Raw genomic sequence first — 24,656 nt, forward strand, 5'->3', positions numbered from 1 at the left:
ATTATGAGCAAGTATAACGAACGACTTTTAGTGTACTCGGGCGTGCTTCAAGCGCTTGGCGAGTCGCATAATCTTCACCATTGTTTAAACTTGGTGTATTAGATAAACCAAATGAGGCACGAGTTTCACCCAATTGAACACCATAATGTTCTTGTTGAGATGGGTTTGAAATCTCATTAATGCTGAGAACTGACAATTTATAAACTTTTTGAGAACCCAATACATTTTGACAAGCACGTTGCAATTTACGTTCATCTAATTGCTGATTAGTACGGCTAGCCAATGTATAAGCTAAAGTTGCGGAAGTTTTTGTTTGGTTTTCAATCTGATAGCCAGTTGAGCCATTATATTGTCGAGGGGTGGTCTGACAAGCAGTTAAAATAAACATGCTGCTTAATGCCAAACATAAAATACTTCTATTCATCAGTATCATCCTTATATTCTTATCTCTAGTATCTCATAAACACAACGATTGTTGGGGCTTAATCGCACGATTTAAGCTAACATCGGCTGGCGATATTAGCGCTTATTGGTAAAATATTAATGTTCTTTAATTTTTGAATGATGCTTAGTATCTTTCATAAAAATATAAATAATGAGTGAAATGAAGATCATAATAGTTACATAAATAAAGTACCAAGATTCATGACCGGCCTCTTTAAAACTCAAAGCAAAGAACTCTGCTGTACCGCCAAACAAGGTATTGGCAATCGCGTAGGGTAAAGCTACCCCTAAAGCCCGAATATGAGCAGGGAAAAGTTCAGCTTTAACCACGGCATTAATTGATGTATATCCCGTTACCATGACTAGACCTGCCAAACATAACCAGAAAGCAGTCCAATAATTATGTGTGGTTGCAAGGGTATTAAATAAAATATAAGTAAATAAAACCCCAGTTACACCAAAAGCGATCATGAGTGGTTTACGTCCGATTCGGTCTGACAAAGCACCAGCTACAGGTTGTAAGCACATGAAAATAAATAGCGCTAAAGTGGTAATTTGAGTGGCTTCGGGTTTTGTAAATCCGGAAGTATTCACTAAATATTTTTGTAGGTAAGTGGTGTAAGTATAAAAAGCTAAAGTTCCGCCAGCTGTTAAAAATAATACTGTAAAAGCTTCTTTTGGGTAGTGCTTGAATAAAGCAAACATGCCTGATTGTGGCTGGTCTTTTTCAGCTTGAGCATTTTTAAAAGATTGTGTTTCTAATAAGCCACGACGAATACGGAACACAACAATGGCAAGTAAAGCGCCAATAAAGAATGGAATGCGCCATCCCCAATCATGTAACTGTTGTTCGGTTAATACGATTTGTAATATTAAAAGAACACATAGAGCCGTCAATTGTCCTGCAATTAAGGTTACATATTGAAAGCTTGAGAAAAAACCACGTCGATTTCTTTCAGCCATTTCACTTAAATAGGTGGCGCTTGCACCATATTCACCGCCTACACTTAAACCTTGAATTAAACGTGCGACAACCAAAAGTAGTGGAGCGAATACGCCAATGCTTTCATAGGAAGGAGTGACTGCAATGAGTAGAGAACCGACACACATTAAAGTGACGGAAAGTGTAAGGCCTGCTTTACGTCCTTTACGGTCTGAATAGATCCCCATAATCCATGCACCGATTGGGCGCATTAAGAAACCTACAGCAAAAATAGCTGCAGCTTGTAGCAACTGTGCAGTTTGGCTACCTTTTGGGAAAAAAGCATGAGCAAAATAGAGGGTAAATGCGGCATATACATACCAGTCGTACCATTCGACAAGGTTACCAGCAGAACCACCTAAAATTGATTTTAGGCGAGTTTTTGTATCTAAATGAGGTTGTGGAGTTGTTACTGTAGAAGATTGATCAACCATGGGTCGCTCCATGTTTCGCTTGGGTTGAATGCTAAAAAAGAGAGAATTTATTCCGTTTTTACATATTATCTAGAGGAGTATTTCACTTTATTTTTTTTATGTCTGTAAAACAATGTTTATTATTTAAGCAAAGGGATAGGTTGAATATTTATGTGATTTCAAATTAGACAATTCGCATGTTCTTGTAGCTAAATTTTGACTTACTGCACATTATTTTCCCATAAAGATAAGAAAATTGATCAAGAATGACCAATGTTTAGTTTAAGAAGCAATATATGCGTTAAAAACAATGATATATTCCAAAGAAAATTTTGAATAATGCAGATAATGCAGTTAGACATGATGTTTTATTGTCATGAGCTAGTGTGTGTAAATAATGAAAGGGACGTTCAGATGTCAAATTGCCCGAAAAAATATATTGTCGCTTTCGATCAGGGAACAACAAGCTCAAGAGCAATTGTTTTAGATCATGATGCGAATGTTGTCAGTATTGCTCAAAAAGAATTTACTCAGATTTATCCTCAACCAGGTTGGGTCGAGCATGATCCTATGGAAATTTGGGCGACACAAAGTGCGGTATGGGTAGAGGCATTGGCTCAAGCTGGCATTAAGAGTGAACAAGTTGCGGCAATTGGGATTACAAACCAGCGAGAAACCACAATTGTATGGGATAAGAAAACAGGAAAACCTATTTACAATGCAATTGTTTGGCAAAGCCGTCAAACGACAGAGATATGTAATCAATTACATAAGGCGGGTTGGCAAGATCACGTCCGTAAAGTGACAGGTTTAGTAATTGACCCTTATTTTTCTGCCACCAAAATAAAATGGATTCTGGACCATGTAGAAGGAAGCCGTGAACGGGCCGAGCGAGGGGAGTTATTATTTGGTACGGTCGATACATGGTTAATCTGGAAATTAACCAATGGCGCAGCCCATGTCACTGATTTCACCAATGCTTCGCGAACAATGCTTTTTGATATTGAAAAGCTTAAATGGGATGAGAAACTTTTACAAGCTTTAGATATTCCTAAAGCAATGCTACCAGAGGTACGTAGTTCATCGGAGGTGTATGGTTATACACATACAATTAGTGGGCAAGAGGTTGGAATTCCAATTGCAGGTATAGCAGGGGATCAACAAGCTGCACTTTTTGGGCAAATGTGTGTAGAACCTGGACAAGCAAAAAATACTTATGGCACAGGTTGCTTTCTATTAATGAACACGGGTAAAAAGATTGTCCGTTCAGAGCATGGCTTACTGACGACGATTGCGTGTGGTGCACATGGTGAAGTGAACTATGCTTTAGAGGGCGCCGTATTTAATGGCGGCTCTTGCGTACAGTGGCTTCGTGATGAGCTGAAAGTAATTAAGAACGCTAAAGACTCGGAGCTTTATGCAACACGCGTAAAGGACAGTAATGGCGTATATGTAGTACCTGCCTTTACAGGTTTAGGTGCTCCATATTGGGATCCGACCGCTCGCGGAGCAATTTTTGGACTCACTCGTGGAGCGAGTATAGAGCATATTATTCGTGCAACTTTAGAGTCAATTGCTTACCAGACAAGAGATGTACTTGACGCGATGCAGCAAGATGCAGAAGAAGAGCTTCGAACACTCCGAGTTGATGGGGGAGTAACAGCTAATAATTTCTTAATGCAATTTCAGGCTGATATTTTAGCCACACCAGTTGAAAGACCAACCATGAAAGAAACAACGGCTTTAGGTGCTGCTTTTCTTGCTGGACTGGCAACAGGTTTCTGGCAAGATTTAAATGAATTAAGGAATAAGTCTGCAATAGAGAAAGTTTTCGAACCAAGTACCAGTCTTGAAGAAAATGAAGTTATGTATAAGGGATGGTTGAAGGCAGTTCAGCGTAGTCAAAATTGGGCAGAGGATTGATTTCTTATTAAACTAATTAAATCGCAGAGTAATCAATGACGGGCTAACCTGATAGGTATTTAAAATTGATTATTCTGCTTTTTTGATTGTTGTTTCATCAATTTGATGTTTTAATTTTTAATAACACAAACAATAAAAAGAAAATGAGAAATGACAGTACAAGCTAATGATTATTCAAAAATATATGATATTGCCGTGATTGGTGGCGGTATTAATGGTGTCGGTATTGCTAATGATGCAGCAGGCCGCGGATTATCCGTATTTTTATGTGAAAAAGACGATTTAGCTAGTCATACCTCATCTGCGAGCAGTAAATTAATTCACGGTGGTTTACGCTATTTAGAACATAAAGAATTTCGGTTGGTTAGAGAAGCTTTAGCAGAGCGTGAAGTCTTGTTGGCTAAAGCCCCTCATATTATTAAACCAATGCGTTTTATTATGCCTCATCGACCACATTTACGTCCTGCATGGTTAATTCGGGCAGGCCTATTTTTTTATGATCATTTAGGAAAACGAGAAAAATTATTAGGGTCAAATCTCATTTATTTCAAAGAAGATAGTCCCTTAAAACCAGCTATAACCCGTGGTTTTGAATATTCTGACTGTACTGTAGATGATGCACGTCTTGTCGTATTAAACGCGCTACAAGCGAAAGAGAATGGGGCTAAAGTTGTAACACGGACACGATGTATTAAAGCTTATAGACAACAAGAATTGTGGCATCTGGAATTACAAACTGGGGCTGAGCTTTATCAAATACGTGCAAAAGCCTTAGTGAATGCAGCAGGTCCTTGGGTCGAGGAAATTATTAGTGAAAATCTACAATTAAAATCGCCATATCAAATTCGGCTTATACAAGGAAGTCATATTGTTGTGCCTAAACTGTATGATTGCCATAAGGCTTTTATAATGCAAAATGAAGATCGACGTATTGTGTTTGCCATTCCTTATTTAGAACACTACACATTAATAGGTACAACAGATCAGGAATATTTAGATGATCCTCAAAAGGTAGAGATTACAGAAGTAGAAATTGATTACCTTTTAGCAGTGACAAATTCACATTTTAAAAAGCAGCTCACCCGCGCAGATATTGTAAGTCAGTTTTCTGGAGTGCGAGCTTTATGTGATGATGAGTCAGATAATCCTTCAGCAGTGACCCGTGACTATACTGTGGCGTTGCAAGTGGAAGATAAAACCACTCCCTTGCTGTCTGTATTTGGTGGAAAGATTACGACCTACCGGAAATTAGCGGAATCAGCTCTGGAACAACTTAGCCCATTTTTCATAGAGATGGGAGAGGAGTGGACCGCAAATGAAGTATTACCTGGTGCAGAGAATTGGACCACACTTGAAGATTTAGTTATAAGAATTCAAAACCAAGTGGAAGGGGTAACTGAGCAGCTTGCTACGCGCTGGGCAAATGCGTATGGCTCTAGAGTTTGGAATATTTTGCATGAGCAAAAAGCTCTTGAGCAGTTAGGACAAGATTTTGGTCACGGTTTATTTGAATCTGAAGTTCAGTATTTATGTGAAAATGAATGGGCAAATACGGCAGAAGATATATTGTGGCGTAGAACTAAGCTAGGTTTGGCATTTGATGAAAAACAAGTAAAAAATTTGGAAAGCTATTTGACTGGACGTCGACAAAAAGATGATGCCGCATAATAAAAAAGGTCGCATATAGCGACCTTTTTTATATTTAGCAATTAGAAGCCAGTTTTTACAGCTTCAAGTAAAGCTGTTTGGCGTTCTTTTAATGCTTTTGGTAAGCGTTCACCAAGTTTATTGAATAACTCAGTGTGGCTTTCAATTTCAGTAACCCACTGATCTTTATTTTGAGCTGTGATAAGGTCAAATTCTTCTTTAGAGAAATCAGTACCTTCCCAGTTCAAGTCATCGTAAGTTGGAACAAGACCAATTGGTGTTTCAACAGCGTTTGCACGACCTTCACAACGGTCAATGATCCACTCAAGAACACGCATGTTTTGACCGAAACCAGGCCATACGAAGTTGCCTTCAGCATCACGACGGAACCAGTTTACGTTGAAGATTTTTGGTAATTTATTACCAGCAGCTTCAGCTTTTGTACTTACTTCTTCACCAAGGCTTAACCAGTGATCGAAGTAGTCAGCCATGTTGTAGCCAGCAAATGGAAGCATCGCGAATGGGTCACGACGAACGATACCTTGTTGACCAACAGCAGCAGCAGTGGTTTCTGAACCCATAGTTGCAGCTTTATAAACGCCATCAACCCAATCAAAAGCTTCAGATACTAAAGGAACCGTATCTGCACGGCGACCACCGAAGATAAATGCAGAAATCGGAACACCTGCTGGATTTTCCCAGTCAGCATCGATAGAAGGGCATTGACCAGCAGCAACAGTGAAGCGCGCATTTGGATGAGCAGCTTTTTCACCATTTACGTGAGGTTGACCTTTCCAGTTAGTTAAGTTAGTTGGAATTTCTTTAGAAAGACCTTCCCACCATACTTCACCATCATTAGTCACCGCAACGTTTGTATAGATAACATCTTTGTGAAGAGTTGCCATACAGTTAGGGTTGGTCTTGGTATTTGTACCAGGAGCAACACCAAAGAAACCAGCTTCTGGATTGATTGCGTATAGACGACCATCTTCACCTGGTTTGATCCAAGCAATATCATCACCTACAGTCTCAATTTTCCAGCCTTCATAGCCTGCTGGTGGAATTAACATTGCGAAGTTTGTTTTACCGCATGCAGATGGGAATGCAGCAGCGATATAGTGTTTTTCACCTTGTGGGTTAGTTACACCAAGAATAAGCATATGTTCAGCTAACCAACCTTGTTCGCGTCCCATAACAGAAGCAATACGAAGTGCTAAACATTTCTTACCAAGTAATGCGTTACCGCCATAACCAGAACCATAAGACCAGATTTCACGAGTTTCTGGGTAATGAACGATGTATTTTTCAGGGTTGCAAGGCCATGCAACGTCTTTTTGCCCTTCAGCGAGTGGAGCACCTACGGTATGAATACAAGGAATAAATTCGCCGTCTGTACCTAACACGTCATAAACTGCTTTACCCATACGTGCCATTTTGCGCATGCTAACAGCAACGTAAGGAGAGTCAGTTAACTCAATGCCGATATGAGCAATATGGCTTCCAAGTGGACCCATAGAGAAAGGCACAACGTACATTGTACGACCTTCCATTGACCCTTCAAACAAACCATTTAACTTTTCACGCATAACAGCTGGTTCTTCCCAGTTGTTTGTCGCACCAGCATCTTCTTTCTTTTGAGAGCAAATGTAGGTACGATCTTCAACACGCGCAACATCAGATGGATCAGAATTTGCAAGATAAGAACCAGGATGTTTTTCTTGGTTTAATTTCTGCATGGTGCCGTTAGCGATCATCAAGTCGATTAGACGTTGATACTCTTCTTCGCTTCCGTCACACCATTCGATTTTTGCTGGTTTGGTTACGTTTGCAATTTCTTCAACCCATGCGATAAGCTTAGGATGACGAACGAATTCTGGTGCGTTCACTGTGGTCATGGTGAGGCCTATTCAAAATATGTACAACAATGTACAAGTCATTCATTGAGGTACAATGAAAGATCAAATAAAAAAGTGGCTGTATTAAAGCATAAAATCATAAAAAAAATAAGACTAAAGAATAAGAAATAGATATTTTGATTTTTAAGTTTTTTTGATTGAAATCATGAGTTTATTGTTTTTTGGTGTATTTTATTCTTTACATTTTTATGTTGTATGTGTGTTATTTATATTATTTATTTTTTTTAAAATCAATGACTTGATGTTTAAATTTTTCTTGAGAATTATTATTGATTAAACAAATGATCATCATTCGAAATTTACATAAAGAGACTTTTATTAGGCGATTTTATATACAAAATATAGGGTAAATCCTCTCTAAGATAATAAAAATGCGGACTTTAAAACCTCTCTCTATCATCTATAACCAGAAATCGGGTTTTCATGCTTCGAAACATGAAGATATGTATGAACAATTAATGACTGTACTTACTGAATTTGGTTTTGAAATACAAGTTTTTGAATTAGCAGAGGGCGTCACCTTTGATGATTTGATGAATAAAGTCATCCATCGGCATAGTGAAAGTGCAAATTTAGGCGTCGTTGTTGCAGCTGGTGGTGATGGGACGTTAAATGCAGTCGCTTCAAAACTTCGACACACCAATATCCCTATGGGAATTTTACCTTTGGGGACTTTTAATTATGTCGCTAAAGTTTTAGATATTCCTTTAGATTTGTTAGAAGCTGCTGAAGTCATCGCTACAGGCACACCACGTTCTGTACATATTGCGACGATTAACGATCATATTTATTTGAACAATGCGAGCTTAGGCCTTTATCCATTGTTTATAAAAAAACGCGAGCTCTACAATAAATACTTAGGTCGTTTGCCTTTACATGCCTATACCTCGGCTTTGGACGTTTTATTAAGAGAAAATAAATCAATGAAACTCTCCGTCACGGTTGATGGTAAGAAATATCCAGTCAAAACACCTCTAATTTTCTTTGGTAATAATCAATTGCAACTATGTGATATGAAACTAAGAATTGCGGATTGTGCTGCACAAGGGCGAGTCGCTGGAGTGGTCATTACAAAAAGTGATAGGCTTAGTTTATTAAACATGTTGTGGCAGTGGATTCAAGGCAAAGTAGAAGAGGCACAAGATGTTTATAGTTTTTGTGCAGACCATGTGATGGTAGATTGTGCAAAAAGATCAAAACTTACCGTGGCTTTAGATGGTGAAATATTAGAGATGAAAACACCATTAAATTTCACTGTAGAAAAGAATGCTTTAAATATTATGGTGCCAAATGTTACTACATCTGTCTGATTTGCATTTTGGAACAGAAATTGAGGCCTGTTTAGATGCGATTCGGCTTTTTTGTACCCAACATAGACCTGAAGTTATTGTTGTGAGTGGAGATATTACTCAGCGTGCTCGATACCAACAGTTTTATAATTGTCGCCAATTTTTAGATAGTCTTAATATTCCTTATCTTATTGTACCGGGTAATCACGATATTCCTTTGTATCATGTCTGGAACCGTTTTTTTTCTCCATTTACTCGCTATCAATATTTTTTTGGTCAGCTTGAACCCACATTAGAAACTGAGCATTTTTATATTGTTGGCGTAAATAGTATACGCCGCCGTTATCACACACGTGGGCATATTTCGATTGAACAAATACAAGCTACATATGAGCGATTACAGCAAGGACCATCTCATAAACTTAAGTTAGTTGTTTTTCATCAGCCTTTTTATACCCCGCCTGATGACGAGCATGGTATTAAAGATTGTCCTGTATTAGGAAAAATAGCGCTCGAAAAATGGAGTACTACAGGGCTATTCGGTATGTTACATGGGCATCTACATAAAACGGCTGTATATGATTTAACACAGATCTATCATTTAGAAATAGATCATCCTATTTATGACATTCATGCAGGAACAGCGACATCTAGCCGTTTGCATTATCATGTTCCGAATAGTTTTAATGTCATTTCAAATGAGGGAAAAATTGATCATTATTGGTTTAACTCGACGAAGGGAGAGTTCACTTCTAGCTAACTTAAATTTTAATAAGATTTCTTAATGATGTGGTTGGCTTAAAAATAAACAAAAATAGAAGTTTTTTTTCATTTTCCCCTTGAAGCGTTTTTTTTCATCCCCACAAAAGTGACATCTAAATATTTTGTTATTGCTCTGGATTATGGCAATAACGATTAATCAAAAAGACTTAGTCTGGTGGAGTTAATTATGAGCAACATTCGTCCATTACATGATCGCGTTGTAATTCGTCGCGTAGAAGAAGAAACCAAAACTGCTGGTGGTATTTTACTTCCAGGTTCTGCTGCTGAGAAACCTTCGCAAGGTGAGGTAATTGCAGTAGGTAATGGTCAAATCACTGAGAATGGCGTACGTGCTTTGGATGTTAAAGTTGGTGACAAAGTATTGTTTGGTACTTATGCAGGTACAACAGTGAAAGTAAGTGGTGAAGAACTCTTAATCATGAAAGAGTCAGATATTTTAGCTGTGTTGGAAGGCTAATCAATCCATAACTCAATCCATTATCAGATTCAGTATTTAAAAAGATTCGGAGTTTAATATGTCAGCTAAAGACGTAAAATTTGGTGATTCAGCTCGCTCAAAAATGATTGCAGGCGTAAACGTACTTGCAGATGCTGTTAAAGTGACTTTAGGCCCTAAAGGTCGTAACGTTGTTATTGACCGTTCTTTTGGTGCTCCGCACATTACTAAAGACGGTGTAACTGTTGCTAAAGAAATTTCATTAAAAGACAAGTTTGAAAACATGGGTGCTCAACTTGTTCGTGAAGTTTCTAGCAAAACTAACGACATCGCTGGTGACGGTACGACAACTGCAACTGTACTTGCTCAAGCAATTTTGAATGAAGGGATCAAATCTGTAACTGCAGGTATGAACCCAATGGATTTAAAACGTGGTATCGATATCGCAGTAAGAACTGTAGTTGAAAATATCCGTTCAAACGCAAAACCTGCTGATGATTTCAAAGCGATCGAACAAGTTGGTTCTATCTCTGCAAACTCTGATACTACTGTTGGTAAACTTATCGCTCAAGCGATGGAAAAAGTAGGTAAAGAAGGCGTAATCACTGTAGAAGAAGGTTCTGGCTTCGAAGACGCATTAGACGTTGTAGAAGGTATGCAGTTTGACCGTGGTTATATTTCTCCGTACTTTGCAAACAAGCAAGATACTTTAACGGCTGAGCTTGAAAACCCGTTCATCCTTCTTGTTGACAAAAAAATCGGTAACATTCGTGAATTGATTTCTGTTTTAGAAGCAGTTGCGAAAACTGGTAAACCACTTCTTATCATCGCTGAAGATGTTGAAGGCGAAGCGCTTGCTACACTTGTTGTAAACAACATGCGCGGCATTATCAAAGTATGTGCTGTTAAAGCTCCTGGCTTTGGTGACCGTCGTAAAGCAATGCTTCAAGACATCGCAATCTTGACTGGTGCAACTGTTATTTCTGAAGAAGTTGGTATGTCTTTAGAGCAAGCGACTCTTCAAGATTTAGGTACTGCACACAAAATCACTGTTTCTAAAGAAAACACTGTGATTGTTGATGGTGCTGGTGATGCAGCTGCAATCGCTGAGCGTGTTCAACAAATCCGTGCTCAAATTGAAGAATCTTCTTCAGAATATGACCGTGAAAAATTACAAGAACGTGTTGCTAAATTAGCAGGCGGTGTTGCTGTAATTAAAATCGGTGCGGCAACTGAAGTTGAAATGAAAGAGAAGAAAGACCGCGTAGATGACGCACTTCATGCAACTCGCGCAGCAGTTGAAGAAGGTGTGGTTGCTGGTGGTGGTGTTGCGCTAGTACGTGCTGTAAATGTATTAGACAACCTAAAAGGTGCTAACGAAGATCAAACTGCGGGTATCAACATTTTACGCCGTGCGATCGAAGCTCCACTTCGTCAAATCGTTTCAAACGCAGGTGATGAGCCATCTGTAGTGATTAATGCAGTTAAAGCTGGTGAAGGTAACTTCGGTTACAACGCAGCAACTGGCGAATATGGCGATATGTTAGAAATGGGTATTCTTGACCCTGCTAAAGTAACTCGTTCTGCACTTGAACACGCTGCTTCTGTAGCTGGTTTAATGTTAACTACAGAATGTATGATTACTGACATTCCAGAAGATAAACCAGCTGTTCCAGATATGGGCGGTATGGGTGGTATGGGCGGCATGATGTAATAACACATCAACGCTTTAACCAAAAAATCCCTGCTTATGCAGGGATTTTTTATTTTTCACGTAATTTTAAGAAATCGTTAAGTTCAATAACTTATATTAAAAACAGGAACAGCAGCTAGAAGTTCCTCTTTGTTACAGCCATGCTTATTTACTTATAAGCATGGTTTTTTTTATCCTAATAAAATGAACAACCATGTAATGGCAATGATAGAAAGTGCAACAAATTGAGCCGCACTTCCCATATCTTTTGCATTTTTAGAAAGTTGATGTTTTTCAAGAGAAACTCGGTCAACCACTGCTTCAATAGCTGAATTGAACAGTTCAACGATCATTGCAAACAAACATACAATAATCATTAACACATGTTCACTGCGGGTCACATCAAGAAAAAAACTGACTGGAATTAAAATAAGGTTAATTAAAACAATTTGGCGGAAAGCTGCCTCATTTTTATAGGCTGCTTTAAATCCCGAAATAGAGTAAGCCGTTGCATTTAATATACGCTTGAGCCCACTTTTACCCTTATAAGGAGAATAGCTATTCATTTACTTATATTTCTGACACTTTTCATGCATTATACAATTTGCGTCTTAAAAAATTATTAAATCTTTTTTAAAGATTTTGACTTTATAACTGAATAGAGAAGAAGAGATGAAAAAATTATATGTAGCTTTGGGTCTTGCATTTTGTAGCATGCACGCAACGTATGCTGAGCAAGCTCCCACCCAACAAGTACCAGGTTATTATAAGCATCAATTTGGCAAATACCGTGTAACTTCTTTACTTGATGGCACGATTTATCTGAATCCTAACTTGTTTAAAAACTTAAATCAGACTCAGAAAACTAAAATATTAACTAAATATGCTGCTGTGAATGAGAAGGGGATTCAAACTTCAGTCAATGCATTTTTAGTAGACGATGGCAAAAGTTTGACGCTTGTGGATAGTGGTGCAGCAAGCTGCTTTGGTCCACAACTTGGCTCGATTGCAAAAAATATTGAATTGGCAGGTTATCAACTGGCAAATGTAAAAACAGTATTGCTCACGCATTTACACCCAGACCATGTATGCGGTATTGCTCAAAATGGAAAAGCAGTATTTCCAAATGCAACCGTTTATGCACATGAACGTGAGGCTGATTATTGGTTAAATCCAGCTTCTGAAAAAACAGTGCCAGCAGATAAAAAAGAAAGCTACTTAGGTACTGTGAAAAATGTAAAAACTGCTCTTGCTCCTTATCAAGCAAAAAAAGCATTCAAGACATTTAAAGATGGTGATGTCATTCAAGGCTTTGAAGTGATCGATACGCGTGGCCATACGCCTGGCCATCATAGCTTTCGCTTAAAGAGTAATGATCAGCAAATCATTTTTGTTGGAGACATTGTTCACTCACATTCTTTGCAGTTTGATGCTCCAAAAACAGGAGTGGATTTTGATGTGAATTCTGAGCAGGCAATTAATACCCGTTTAAAAATGTTCGCTGAAATTTCAAATAAACAGCAATGGGTCGCAGCACCACATTTACCATTTCCAGGCATTGGTCATGTTTATAAAGTAAACGCTGAGCAATATCAGTGGATCCCACTTTATTTTGATAATGTCGTAGAGAAATAAAAAAAACAGGGCATTTATTGCCCTGTTTTTTTTATTAAAAACTTTAATTATTTTGCGGCTTTTTCATAATTAATAACGGCTTCACGGCCAAGTGCTGGGTCATCTGTAAAGACACCATCAACACCAGCTTTGAAATAGGCTTCAAACTCTTTTAACGCACCAGATGGACAGCGCTCCGCTGGTTTATCTTGACTACATTTTAAAGGCTTTGGTAAATAATTATTTTCTGGACGGAAAGTATAAGGATGTACTTTTAAGCCAGCCGTATGTGCATCAGAAATAAATGAAGTCGTTTGAACTGAGCCATTGTTATTAAAGTTAAGAATATAGCCTTTACTTGGTCCTACACCGTTTGCGTATTTAGCCACGTCTTTTAAACCTTGTGCTGTGGCTAAATCGGCATAAGTTTTAGTTTCTCCAGATTCAACAAAGTCGGCTGGTTGTGAAGTCTTAGCATCATATAGTTGAATGATTTGTGCGTGTTTAATCGTTTTATGAAGGTCGAGCTGATCTTTTAAATATTTTAAATTACTCACTTCAAAAGACTGTAAATAAACAGGCGCAATATCACGCGTATATTTATATTTGGCTAATGTTTTAAGAAGGGTATCTTCCATTGCCAGATTATGATTTTTAAAGTAAGTAGGATGTTTGGTTTCAATATATAAACCAATAATTTTTCCCGTTTTCTTATAATTTGCTTCAGCCAGCTCAATCACTTGTTCTAGAGTTGGGACAGGGTAAAGGTCGTTATAAGCTGTGTTTGCTGGTCGAAATTCTGGAATACGTTCACGTGCTTTAAGTTGCTGTAATTCACTTAAAGTGAAGTCTTCTGTAAACCAACCAGTTAAGTCTTTACCATCAATATTTTTCGTTATTTTACGGTCTGCAAACTGGCCTAAGGTACTTACATTGGTTGTGCCGCCAATCTCATTTTCATGGCGAGTAACCAATACACCATCTTTTGTGGATACTAGATCTGGTTCAATAAAATCTGCACCATCATCTATGGCTTTTTGATATGAAGCTAAAGTGTGTTCTGGACGTAAAGCGCTAGCGCCACGGTGTCCTACTACTAGAATTTTAGGAAGTTGATATTCTGGCGTAGTTGGTGTGTTTTCAGTTTTATCATCGTCATTACAACCAACTAAGCTAATTAAACTTAAGCATAAAATTGCTTTTTTAAACATAATTCTACTCATATTGTTTTAGTCTAAACGAAACTAGTCTCCCGATTGAACTTGACATGATCATGAAGAATTCATGAATTTTTAGTGACACTTTTTAAAACCTTGTTTATGGGTTTGTAGGAAATGCCCATTCTGGCTTTGTTTTTGTCTTAATTGCATTTATTGTGTTAATTCTACTTGTCTTTTATATATCGCTCGTTGATGATCAAGATGCCGAATTCGGTATTGCCACCTGTTAATTGACGACTTAATTCTGAGCAGCCATGCTATCTAAATTCTTTATTCAGCGCCCTATTTTTGCCAGTGTACTAGCAATTATTGTTATGGCATTTGGTATTTTCTCGGTGCTGAATTTACCCGTAGAACGTTATCCTGATATTGCACCTCCAAAAATTACAGTATCGGCAAGTTATAGTGGGGCAGATGCACAAACGGTTGAGCAAAGTGTTACTCAGATTTTAGAACAGCAAATACAGGGCATAGATCACTTACTTTATTTCAGTTCGACCAGTGACTCATCAGGGCGTAGCCGAATTACAATTAGTTTTGATAATGGAACAAATCCTGATACGGCACAGGTACAAGTACAAAATAGTATTAGTGGCGTCATAAGACGTTTGCCCGATGAAGTGCAACGCCAAGGAGTGACGGTAAGTAAGTCACTCGGTGATACTTTTATGGTGGTAGGTTTATATGACTCGACAGGTAAAGCGGGGAACATTGAGCTATCGGATTACTTAACTACGCATGTGGTAGATGACCTGAACCGTATTGAAGGGGTAGGCGAGTCGGATGTTTTTGGTTCGCAATATGCAATACGAATCTGGCTAAACCCCGATAAATTAAAACAATATAATTTAATGCCAAGTGATGTTGCCAGTGCAATCACTGCTCAAAATACACAGGTGGCCGCAGGTGCGATTGGTGATTTACCTGTTATCGATGGGCAGTATTTAAATACGAAAGTTACAGCAGGTTCTCGACTAAAAACAGTCGAAGAGTTTAAAAATATTGTAGTGAAATCAAATCAAACAGCGAGCTATGTCTATTTAAAAGATATTGCCAGAGTTGAGTTGGGTGCAGAAAACTATCAGTCTTTTAACACCATTAATGGCTATCCTGCTGCTGGTTTAGGTATTTCGTTATCTTCAGGTGCGAATGCAATTCAAACCTCTAAGCTTATTCATCAAACTCTAGATCAGGTTACAAGCAAGTTACCAGCCGGATATAAAATTGTTTATCCACGAGATAACACGCCGTTTGTTCAAGAGTCGATTAAGGAAGTTGTAAAGACGCTTATTGAAGCGATTATTCTCGTTATTTTGGTGATGTTCCTATTTTTACAAAGCTGGCGAGCTACACTCATTCCGAGTATTACTGTGCCGGTTGTTATTTTAGGAACTTTTGCTGTCTTATATGTGCTTGGTTTTAGTATTAACACTTTAACTTTATTTGCACTGGTACTCGCCATTGGCTTGTTAGTTGATGATGCCATTGTGGTTGTCGAAAACGTTGAACGGCTCATGCATGAACAGCATTTAACACCAAAAGAAGCAGCCATTGAGTCGATGGGAGAAATTAGTGGAGCTTTAATTGGGATTACATTGGTTTTAACTGCGGTTTTTATTCCAATGTCCTTTTTAGGTGGTTCAATTGGGGTGATTTACCGTCAGTTTTCCATTACTTTAGTTGCTGCTATGGCGTTATCGCTCGTCGTTGCCTTAGTGCTTACACCAGCTTTGTGTGCCCTAATTTTAAAACCTAACCCTGAGCCTATGCGTTGGGCGGTTTGGTTTAACCAAAAAATTGATCAACTTAAAAATCAATATATCAAGATCGTACAAACAAGCATTCGTTACAGTAAATCGGTTGTTGTGATTTTTGTGGCTTTGATTGCTGTTTTCGCCCTGTTCTATAGCGGTTTAAAAAGTGGATTTATTCCTAAAGAAGATCAAGGCATTTTAAGTGTTCAAATTAAGCTTGTTGATAGCGCTCCAATTTCTCAAAGTCAGAAAATTGGTGAACAAGTTCGTCAATATTTCCTGACTCAAGAAGATAAAAATGTCGACTTGGTTTTAATCCGTTATGGCCGAAATTACTCGGGTACAGGACAGAACTTGGCACAAGGATTTATTGCTTTAAAACCGTGGGATGTGCGTACAGGAAAAGATGATTCGGCAGACGCTATACAAAAGCGTGCGATGAAATATTTTAGTCGTTTTAATAATGCTCAAATCAATGTGACTTTACCTGCTTCGGTCAATGGTTTAGGTCAAACTGATGGTATGGATTTATGGATTCAAGATTTAAATGGGCAGGGGCAAGATTTTCTAGATAGCACCTTCCGTCAGTTGCAAACACAGAGCAAAAGCTACTCAAGTTTTGAAAACTTTGATAAGCAATCAACCAATAGTAAAGCAAACCTCAATATTAAGATTGACCAGAAACAAGCATTAGCAAATGGTTTAGAACTCCCTGCAATTAATAACACCCTGTCGAGTGCGTGGGGTGGAACTTATGTAAATGACTTTATTGACCGCGGTCGTATCAAGCGTGTCATGATTCAAGGTGATGCGGAGTTCAGATCGAAACCGGAAGATTTATATAACTGGTCTGTACGTAATAACCAAAATGAAATGGTGCCTTTTAGTTCATTTGCTAACTTTAGTTGGGGCGGAGCTCCTGAAATCGTAAAACGCTATATGGGATATAGTGCTTTACAGCTACAGGCAGATGTTGCGAGTGGCAGCAGTTCAGGTCAGGCAATGAAAGATGTTGAACAACTCGTAAATCAGCAAAAGGATGTGGGTTTAGCGTGGACAGGTTTATCTTTTGAAGAACAGAAGTCGACAAATCAGGCCGTCTGGTTATATTTAATTTCAGCGGGCTTTATTTTCTTATGTTTAGCAGCTTTGTATGAAAGCTTAAGCATTCCAGCCGCTGTGATGACTTCTATTCCGCTGGGCGTAGGGGGAAGTGTAATTTTCTCTTATATTTTCGGCCTGCCGAATGACGTATATTTCCAAATCGCACTATTAACCACGATTGGCCTATCGTGTAAAAACGCAATTTTGATTGTTGAGTTTGCAGCCTTGGCTCAAGAAAAGGGTAAGAATGCGATTCAAGCGGCTTTAGAAGGCGCTAGCTTGCGTTTAAGACCCATTCTAATGACTTCCTTAGCCTTTGGTGCTGGAGTAATCCCTTTGGTCTTTGCACAAGGTGCAGGGGCTGTGAGTCGCCAAGAAATCGGTATTAGTATTTTAGGTGGCGTCATGTTTGGTACTGTGCTGGTTTTATTCTTTATTCCAGTGATGTACGTGTTGCTTCGTTCATTGTTTAGATCGAAAGCTTCTAGTTAAAAGCAAACTATTTTAAAAAGAGACATTAAATCAAGTATATTAAGTTTAACTTTCCTTAGTGTATTTGGTTGAGATGCCTCAAGAAAAAAAATTAACAGAGCAGCAGGTCATCGCACTAGAACGAGACCTTGCCAAGTTTGCCACCATGATGGATAGTGCAGTTCGCATTCCTTTTACAAAGCAGGGTATTGGTGCTGATGCTGCACTGAGTACTATTCCAATTGCTGGTGATGTCGCTGGTTTCGCGCTGACTTGCTATGCCATTTATAAAGCCAAACAAATTGGTGTGCCCCAACATAAATTAACTCCAGTCATCAAACTGGCAGTTGTAGATGCTGTAGTGGGCTTTGTTCCAGTTGCAGGAACTATTTTCGATATTTTTATACGACCTAGTAGAAAAGCATTAGATGTGGTGCATACGCACATACGTGAAGAATATGCGATTCAAAGTGATATTCATGTCGTTCATCCATATTTACATGAACAGCTCGAAAAGAAGCAGCAGCACTCAGCTTTCTGGCGTAATCCTGTGGTGAGTTGGTTATGGTTACATATACCCGATTTATTAGGTGCTTTTGTACTACTTTTAATTGGCTTGGCTGTTTGGTGGGGAGCAAGTTATCTGTGGAGCTTCTATCAAACCATGTAATAAAAATAAAGCCTCCGATTGGAGGCTTTATTTCTTCACGTTAAACGTTTTATGGGCAATCTAATTGATGTAAAGCTGCCACACGTTGTTCAATTGTTGGGTGGGTTTGGAACAAAGCAGCTAAGCTAAAACCTTGTTCTTTACCTTCCGCAATCGCGAAAGCTTTCATTTCTTTTGGCATTTGATCTGGCATTTCTGTCTCAGCTTGTAGACGTAATAATGCAGAAATCATTGCTTGTTTACCTGCTAAACGCGCACCGGCTTCATCAGCACGATATTCACGATAACGAGAGAACCACATCACAATCGCAGAAGCGAGAATACCAAAGACAATATCTAATACCATGGTAATAACGAAGTAACCCATACCCGGTGCTTCATCATCCTGACGACCAAAAACATTACGGTCGATAAAGTCACCGACTACACGAGCAAAGAACATTACAAAGGCGTTCACGACACCTTGGATGAGTGCTAGGGTAACCATATCACCATTTGCAACGTGGCCAATCTCATGCGCAAGCACAGCACGGAGCTCGTCTTTATTCATACGCTCAAGTAGACCAGATGAAACGGCAACTAAGGCATCATTTTTATTCCAGCCTGTTGCAAAGGCATTGGATTGATATGATGGAAAAATACCAACCTCCGGCATATTAATACCAGAACGTTGAGAAAGTTCAGCGACTGTTTGCAATAACCAGCTTTCAGCTTGGTTACGAGGAGCATTCGGGTCGATCAGTTCTGTACCGGTCGTTTTCTTAGCCATCCATTTTGACATGAATAACGAGATTAAAGATCCCACCATACCAAACACAAAACAGATTACTAAAAGGTTGCCTAGATTCAAGCCACCCGCGCCATGGTAACTACCGACACCGAAGAGTGACAAAATAATGCCAGCTACAACCAGTACCGCGAGGTTGGTAAGCAAAAACAAACCAATCCGCATCATTGAGAAAACCCTCTTATAAATAAAATGTTATCTGATTTACAAATTCTAAATCATGCAGCTAATATGCGGGGCTTAGGAGAAAAATTCAAGAAAAAAATAAGGAATTGATACATTCTTTCACGTAGCAGAATGTACCTAAATTTAAAGAATTATTGGCTAAATTCGCCTAAATGGTAAGGATCAGGTAATAGATCATTACAATTTAAAGCACAGGAACTTGAGGAAATAGATCCGTCACTAAAAGTTTTTATTCAATTCGAATATGTGCGATAGCAGTGGCGTTGTTCGTGACATAAGTACCCGTAGGCGCATCAGTAAATGTCCCATTAGATAAAGTCACAATTTGACGAGAAGAGGAATATTTAGGTGCTGGCGCTGCTATTTGCGCTGTTGTGTTGTCCCTTAAATTAGAAGATTGAGAAGAGACTTGCGCAGAAGTATTAGTAAAAGATGAAAAACCTGAACCAGATGAATATAAGTTTTGATATCGACTGGTTACACGGCGCACGTAATCTTGTGTTTCACGAAAAGGTGGAATACCGCCATATTTATCAACGTTACCTTCACCTGCATTGTAAGCAGCAAGAGCCATTTGTGTATTGCCACGAAAACGTTTGAGCAGCCAGCTTAAATATTTTGCACCTGCAAAAATATTTTGCTGAGCATCGAAGGCATTGGTCACGTTAAATCGACGTGCAGTCGCAGGCATAAGCTGCATAAGGCCTTGCGCCCCGACTGGAGAGCGAGCATTTACATTAAATCCTGACTCGGTATGCATGACGGCCTTAATTAAGCCTTCTGATACGCCGTGTTGCTGTGCAGCCTGTTTAATAATGTGGTCAAAAGCATTTTTATTTTTATTGTAGCTTGGTAGAACAGAGGCTTCTGAGGCTCCCCAGTTCGTATAACTATGAATATTACTGTCAGGGTAATAGGTCACTTTTACTTTCTTAAGTGATTGATCATAACTTTTTCGATTCGTCAGCAATGTACTACCATTTTTATCTTGGTAAATATACATCTGACCTGCTGAGCTCGACGTTATGCCGGCCGAAAAAGTGGTCATCCCCACGAAACAAGAAAAAAGAAATTGAACCGATTTTTTCATTTTATGTTATTCACAATTTTAAGGTATTCAAAACTTGTCGAAGAGTTTATCAAAAAATATTACAGAAAGAACTTTTGTGTAATTTTTTTTATTTCGACTCTTTCAAAAAATCAAGCTGTTTTGTTCGAATGCTCATCAAAAAAAATTAAAAATTATTTTTAAAATGATTCTATTGACTTGGATAACATGTTGATATTAAAGGGTAAAAAACATTGGTTAAAAAATGATCAATTTAAATAAAACCCTTAACAGAAGGCCTAAACAGTTTGTCAAGTACGAAGAAATCCACAATTTTATCCACAGGTTTTGTGGAAAACTGTGGAAAAGTCCAAAAAGTAAGCACTTTGCACAAATTTTGAACGCTTCAGTCAAAATAGAGCACGACTTTTGCATCATGCAGGAGCAATGTGACGGCTTCAAGAATTGAAACTATTCTTTTGATGCGATTCTCGTCCGAATCATATAAAATTGCGCGGTATTTTTATTTATGGGTATATCTCGTCTATGTACGCGCCAGTTGAGTCTAATCAGGGATTTAATTTTAAGCCTGAACTTCCAACAAGCTCGGCCTATTACCGTTTGCTCAAGAAGCTTCGCCGTCAAGTTGGGCATGCTATTCGTGACTTCAATATGCTTGAAGAGGGCGATAAGGTCATGGTGTGTGTGTCTGGTGGTAAAGACAGTTATACCTTGCTCGATATCATGTTGCAGTTTAAACGTATTGCACCAATCAATTTTGATGTTGTTGCGGTTAACCTTGACCAAAAGCAACCAGGCTTTCCTGAAGATGTCTTACCTCGTTATATGGAAGAAAATAACATTCCATATTACATTTTAGAAAAAGACACCTATACCATTACTAAGCGTTTAACACCGGAAGGTAAAACCTACTGTGCAGTATGTTCGCGTTTACGTCGTGGTTCGTTGTATGGCTTTGCACAAGAAATTGGTGCGACTAAAGTTGCTTTAGGACATCACCGCGATGACATTCTTGCAACGTTCTTCTTAAATCTGTTTCATGGTGGTAGTTTAAAGGCGATGCCTCCAAAGCTTTTATCATCAGATAAGAAAAATATTCTGATTCGTCCATTGGCATATGTTGAAGAAAAAGACATCATCAAATATGCTGAGTTACGTCAGTTCCCAATCATTCCATGTAATCTTTGTGGCTCGCAGGAAAACTTACAGCGTGCCATGCTCAATGAAATGCTACGTGACTGGGATAAACAATATCCGAAACGTTTACACAGCATTTTCGGTGCGTTACAAAACGTATCTCCATCTCAGTTAGCGGACCGTGAACTGTTCGATTTCGAAGCGCTAGATTCTCAGCGCGAGCTGGATTTTAAAGATACTGAAGAGCTTAAAAACCGTTTAGATGTCGTGAACTTAAGTTTTGCTGCTGAGTAAAACTACTTGATAAGTCAATTAAAGGCACTTTATAAACAAGTGCCTTTAATGTATCAAAATACTAAAAAATGAATGTTCCGTACAAAAAGTCATAGCCCAAAATTTAAATTACATGCTATAACAACGCTCAAGCAGAATTGCTTCACATGATGTTGTCTGGATAGACAACTAGAGAAATTGAACAAATAAATTTGAGGAAGAATCATGCCTGCATTTTTAACTGAAGATTGGTTTGCTACTGTCGAAAAATTAACTGCTGAAGCAGGGGATCTTAATTTGCCACCCGCTCTTGCGAATTTGGCAATTAATTTAGTAGTTACAGATGCTTCTGGAAATACCGAATTAGCTTTAGATGGGGGTAAAATCAAAAAAGGTTTGTCTTCAAATGCCAAAACAACTTTAAACATGGATGCTGAAACTTTACGTAAAGTATTCTTAGAGTTTGATATGGCTGCTGCTATGCAGGCATTCATGACTGGTAAAATTAAAGTTCAAGGTGATATGTCTCAATTGATGGCTTTGCAAACAGCCAAGCCAAGCCAAGAACAAAAAGATTTGTTCAAGAAAGTGTTAGAGCAAACAGCTTAAATTTCAAAGAATTCATATAAAAAGCTTACCCATAGAGGTAAGCTTTTTATTTATACAAACAATGAATTTATCAACTTTTAAACAATAAAAATTAGATATTGATTCGTGTTTGCGCCGTTTTGATATGTTCAAGATAAGCACGAATACGAGTGACATATTGAACCGCTTGCTTATATCGACCATTACGCGTTTTATTACTTTGCAAATAATCGTAGAGATTAACCCACTGATTTGGATCTTTCCCTTGTGCCTGCAAGCGCTTCTGAATCTGGTTTACCGCACCTGGTCCCATATTATAGGCTACAAGCGCATACCAGTTCCGATCAGGGAAAGGAATATCATCATATTCACTTAGCATCTGGTCGTAATACTTCGCGCCACCTTGAATGCTTTGAGCTGGATCACTACGATTGCTCACACCCATTGCTCGAGCAGTGCTATTGGTCAGCATCATTAAGCCACGAACGCCTGTGGGAGAAACAGATTCTGGCTTTAAGTATGATTCTTGATAACCAATGGCTGCAAGTAAATGCCAGTCGAGATCATATTTAGCTGCACTTTGTTTAAAGCTCGCTTTATAAATCGGTAAACGCGTCGTTAAGTCACGTTGAATGGTTGACCAAGCTTCTGGTTTCACCACATTACGATTATAGAAAGAAGCAAGTTGCTGGGTTACACCATTTTGCTTACTTTGGCATACAAAGCCACTAGCGGTCTGGGTAAGAGGGTCATCAGCTTGTTTAAACACCCAGCTTAACTCAGGATTTAAACCATTTTTTTGCAAATCGACTGTGTCACCACAACTTGCAGAAAAGGACATTAAACCTTTGTTCTCGATGGTACTTAAACCAGCGGTCGTCATTGCAAAGTTTGCTTTACCTTGCTGAACCCATCTAAGTGCAGTGGCATTGTCTGCCACGATTTTAAAGTCCAGCTTTACATTAAGGGTTTGTGCATAGTTACGTGCTAAGTCGTAACCAAAACCATGTAAAAACTGATCTTCTTTGAAAACGTTTGTCGGGCTTTCTACCGCAACAACAGTTAGAGTATTTGTATTTACTACAGTATTGTACTGTAGGGTTTTTCCTGCATTAATACTATGAAATGGAAAAAGCATAGTACTGAGTGCAAGCGCTTTTAACGGGAGAGAAGAAAATAAAGAGTTAAGGCAAAGCCTCGACCCTGAACTTGAATTACTGTGCATGTTGTCTCCGCTACAGATAATTTATGCCCAAAAAGTCAGACAATAAGCTGCCATAACTTTTAAAAGTTGATAAATTCAATAAGGGGTGGGCAGTCATGACGTCATTCAAAATGACATGAAATGAAAAAAACAAACTGTGTAGAAAATCTACATAGTTTCCTAAAAGGTTAAAAAATGCTCAACATTTAATCTGCGCGCATCATAGTATTGAAAAAAAGTATTGTCAAATTTCGTACAATTAAATATTCGATATATCATCATAAACACATGAATTTCTTAAGGAAGAAAATTTATACACTTCTGATATGAGAAAATAGGGTATAAAATGCTACATCTTGTAAGCGATATGTTGTTGAACAGTGGTTTTTAATCATGAAATCTAACTTAATCACCCGATCAGGGCATGACAAATTAGTTGCTGAATTAAAACAACTTTGGCATGAAGAAAGACCGGAAATCACAAAGAAAGTGAATTGGGCTGCAAGCTTGGGTGATCGCAGTGAAAATGCAGATTATCAGTACAATAAGCAGCTCCTTAGAAAAATTGATCGACGAGTACGCTATTTAGGAAAACGTTTAGAAGAATTAAAAATCATTGATTACTCACCTGAGCAAGACGGTAAGGTTTATTTTGGCGCTTGGGTCGAGATTGAAAATGAAGAGGGTGAGCAAAAAACTTTACGTATTGTGGGGATTGATGAAATTTATGATCATCACCCGCAGCATATTTCGATTGAATCGCCTATGGCCCGTGCACTGCTTGGCAAAGAAGTAGATGATGAGATTGAAGTACACACGCCATCTGGGAAAAAGCTTTGGTATATCAATACAATTCGCTATGAAAAGAGCGAAAACCCAGAAAAATAAATCAATTTGTATTTATTTTGAGCGTTTGAATTAAAAGTTAAATAAAAGATTTGCCAACTTGTGTTTTTGTTTATATTATAGCGCTCGTTGGAAGCGTGGCAGAGCGGTTTAATGCACCGGTCTTGAAAACCGACGAGGGTGTGAGTCCTCCGTGAGTTCGAATCT

At 38.5% G+C, this 24,656-nt stretch carries 20 protein-coding genes; 12 read left to right on the forward strand and 8 right to left on the reverse strand.

Annotation, left to right across the window (positions count from 1 at the left end; all coding sequences use genetic code 11):
• Position 1 precedes the first annotated feature (1 nt).
• The gene (locus RMB13_RS12280) at positions 2-424 is read right to left on the reverse strand and encodes a hypothetical protein (protein WP_311085372.1); all 423 of its coding nucleotides are present in this window, start codon (positions 422-424) and stop codon (positions 2-4) included.
• A gap of 116 nt (positions 425-540) precedes the next feature.
• Positions 541-1,872 carry an MFS transporter gene (locus RMB13_RS12285; RefSeq protein ID WP_205468635.1) on the reverse strand — a complete coding sequence of 444 codons (1,332 nt, stop codon included), beginning with the start codon at positions 1,870-1,872 and terminating at the stop codon, positions 541-543.
• 381 nt (positions 1,873-2,253) lie between these two features.
• Between RMB13_RS12285 and glpK the strand changes: the two genes are divergently transcribed.
• On the forward strand, positions 2,254-3,762 hold the full coding sequence (gene glpK / locus RMB13_RS12290; protein WP_311085373.1) for a glycerol kinase GlpK: 1,509 nt from the start codon (positions 2,254-2,256) through the stop codon (positions 3,760-3,762).
• A gap of 150 nt (positions 3,763-3,912) precedes the next feature.
• A complete protein-coding gene (gene glpD / locus RMB13_RS12295; RefSeq protein WP_270902154.1) occupies positions 3,913-5,430 on the forward strand; it encodes a glycerol-3-phosphate dehydrogenase in 1,518 nt (505 codons plus the stop codon).
• Between the two features lie 41 nt (positions 5,431-5,471).
• Here glpD and RMB13_RS12300 read toward each other — a convergent pair whose 3' ends face one another.
• A complete protein-coding gene (locus RMB13_RS12300; RefSeq protein WP_004643846.1) occupies positions 5,472-7,304 on the reverse strand; it encodes a phosphoenolpyruvate carboxykinase (GTP) in 1,833 nt (610 codons plus the stop codon).
• A 392-nt stretch (positions 7,305-7,696) separates the two neighbouring features.
• Here RMB13_RS12300 and RMB13_RS12305 point away from each other — a divergent pair, with 392 nt between their 5' ends.
• The 4 genes from RMB13_RS12305 (at position 7,697) to groL (ending at position 11,547) form a co-directional block, all read left to right on the forward strand.
• Entirely contained in the window at positions 7,697-8,635 is a 939-nt protein-coding gene (locus RMB13_RS12305) for a diacylglycerol kinase family protein (RefSeq protein WP_311085374.1), read from the forward strand.
• Positions 8,616-9,374 carry a metallophosphoesterase family protein gene (locus RMB13_RS12310; protein WP_311085375.1) on the forward strand — a complete coding sequence of 253 codons (759 nt, stop codon included), beginning with the start codon at positions 8,616-8,618 and terminating at the stop codon, positions 9,372-9,374. Before RMB13_RS12305 ends, RMB13_RS12310 begins: the two co-directional genes overlap by 20 nt.
• A 189-nt stretch (positions 9,375-9,563) precedes the next feature.
• Complete coding sequence (groES, locus tag RMB13_RS12315) at positions 9,564-9,854, forward strand: co-chaperone GroES (RefSeq protein WP_002120604.1); 291 nt, start codon at positions 9,564-9,566, stop codon at positions 9,852-9,854.
• Between the two features lie 58 nt (positions 9,855-9,912).
• A complete protein-coding gene (gene groL / locus RMB13_RS12320) occupies positions 9,913-11,547 on the forward strand; it encodes a chaperonin GroEL (protein WP_005038745.1) in 1,635 nt (544 codons plus the stop codon).
• Between the two features lie 170 nt (positions 11,548-11,717).
• Here the strand turns inward: groL and RMB13_RS12325 are convergent, their stop codons facing one another.
• Positions 11,718-12,092, reverse strand: coding sequence for a diacylglycerol kinase (locus RMB13_RS12325; RefSeq protein ID WP_198077521.1), 375 nt, complete (start codon positions 12,090-12,092; stop codon positions 11,718-11,720).
• Between the two features lie 106 nt (positions 12,093-12,198).
• Here RMB13_RS12325 and RMB13_RS12330 point away from each other — a divergent pair, with 106 nt between their 5' ends.
• On the forward strand, positions 12,199-13,161 hold the full coding sequence (locus tag RMB13_RS12330) for an MBL fold metallo-hydrolase (RefSeq protein ID WP_281834582.1): 963 nt from the start codon (positions 12,199-12,201) through the stop codon (positions 13,159-13,161).
• A gap of 47 nt (positions 13,162-13,208) precedes the next feature.
• On the opposite strand, the gene RMB13_RS12335 is transcribed toward RMB13_RS12330, so the two are convergent.
• Positions 13,209-14,351: a glycerophosphodiester phosphodiesterase gene (locus RMB13_RS12335; RefSeq protein WP_311085376.1), complete on the reverse strand. Its 1,143-nt coding sequence runs from the start codon at positions 14,349-14,351 to the stop codon at positions 13,209-13,211.
• Between the two features lie 263 nt (positions 14,352-14,614).
• On the opposite strand from RMB13_RS12335, the gene RMB13_RS12340 reads away from it, so the two are divergent.
• Complete coding sequence (locus tag RMB13_RS12340) at positions 14,615-17,710, forward strand: multidrug efflux RND transporter permease subunit (RefSeq protein ID WP_281834580.1); 3,096 nt, start codon at positions 14,615-14,617, stop codon at positions 17,708-17,710.
• Between the two features lie 73 nt (positions 17,711-17,783).
• Entirely contained in the window at positions 17,784-18,359 is a 576-nt protein-coding gene (locus RMB13_RS12345) for a DUF4112 domain-containing protein (protein WP_311085377.1), read from the forward strand.
• A gap of 49 nt (positions 18,360-18,408) precedes the next feature.
• On the opposite strand, the gene htpX is transcribed toward RMB13_RS12345, so the two are convergent.
• Together htpX and RMB13_RS12355 are read right to left on the reverse strand one after the other, a co-directional pair.
• On the reverse strand, positions 18,409-19,314 hold the full coding sequence (gene htpX / locus RMB13_RS12350; protein ID WP_003650116.1) for a protease HtpX: 906 nt from the start codon (positions 19,312-19,314) through the stop codon (positions 18,409-18,411).
• 247 nt (positions 19,315-19,561) lie between these two features.
• Positions 19,562-20,422: a lytic transglycosylase domain-containing protein gene (locus RMB13_RS12355; protein ID WP_311085378.1), complete on the reverse strand. Its 861-nt coding sequence runs from the start codon at positions 20,420-20,422 to the stop codon at positions 19,562-19,564.
• A gap of 504 nt (positions 20,423-20,926) precedes the next feature.
• On the opposite strand from RMB13_RS12355, the gene ttcA reads away from it, so the two are divergent.
• Positions 20,927-21,832 (forward strand): tRNA 2-thiocytidine(32) synthetase TtcA, encoded by a 906-nt coding sequence (ttcA, locus tag RMB13_RS12360; RefSeq protein WP_311085379.1) that lies wholly within the window; start codon positions 20,927-20,929, stop codon positions 21,830-21,832.
• Between the two features lie 204 nt (positions 21,833-22,036).
• A complete protein-coding gene (locus tag RMB13_RS12365; protein WP_003650124.1) occupies positions 22,037-22,420 on the forward strand; it encodes an SCP2 sterol-binding domain-containing protein in 384 nt (127 codons plus the stop codon).
• 91 nt (positions 22,421-22,511) lie between these two features.
• Here RMB13_RS12365 and RMB13_RS12370 read toward each other — a convergent pair whose 3' ends face one another.
• Positions 22,512-23,624 carry a transglycosylase SLT domain-containing protein gene (locus tag RMB13_RS12370; protein ID WP_311085380.1) on the reverse strand — a complete coding sequence of 371 codons (1,113 nt, stop codon included), beginning with the start codon at positions 23,622-23,624 and terminating at the stop codon, positions 22,512-22,514.
• 372 nt (positions 23,625-23,996) lie between these two features.
• Between RMB13_RS12370 and greB the strand changes: the two genes are divergently transcribed.
• Entirely contained in the window at positions 23,997-24,491 is a 495-nt protein-coding gene (gene greB / locus RMB13_RS12375) for a transcription elongation factor GreB (protein ID WP_017391789.1), read from the forward strand.
• Positions 24,492-24,656: the final 165 nt, after the last annotated feature.

Source organism: Acinetobacter sp. V102_4, assembly GCF_031799005.1.
Classification (GTDB): Bacteria; Pseudomonadota; Gammaproteobacteria; order Pseudomonadales; family Moraxellaceae; genus Acinetobacter; species Acinetobacter calcoaceticus.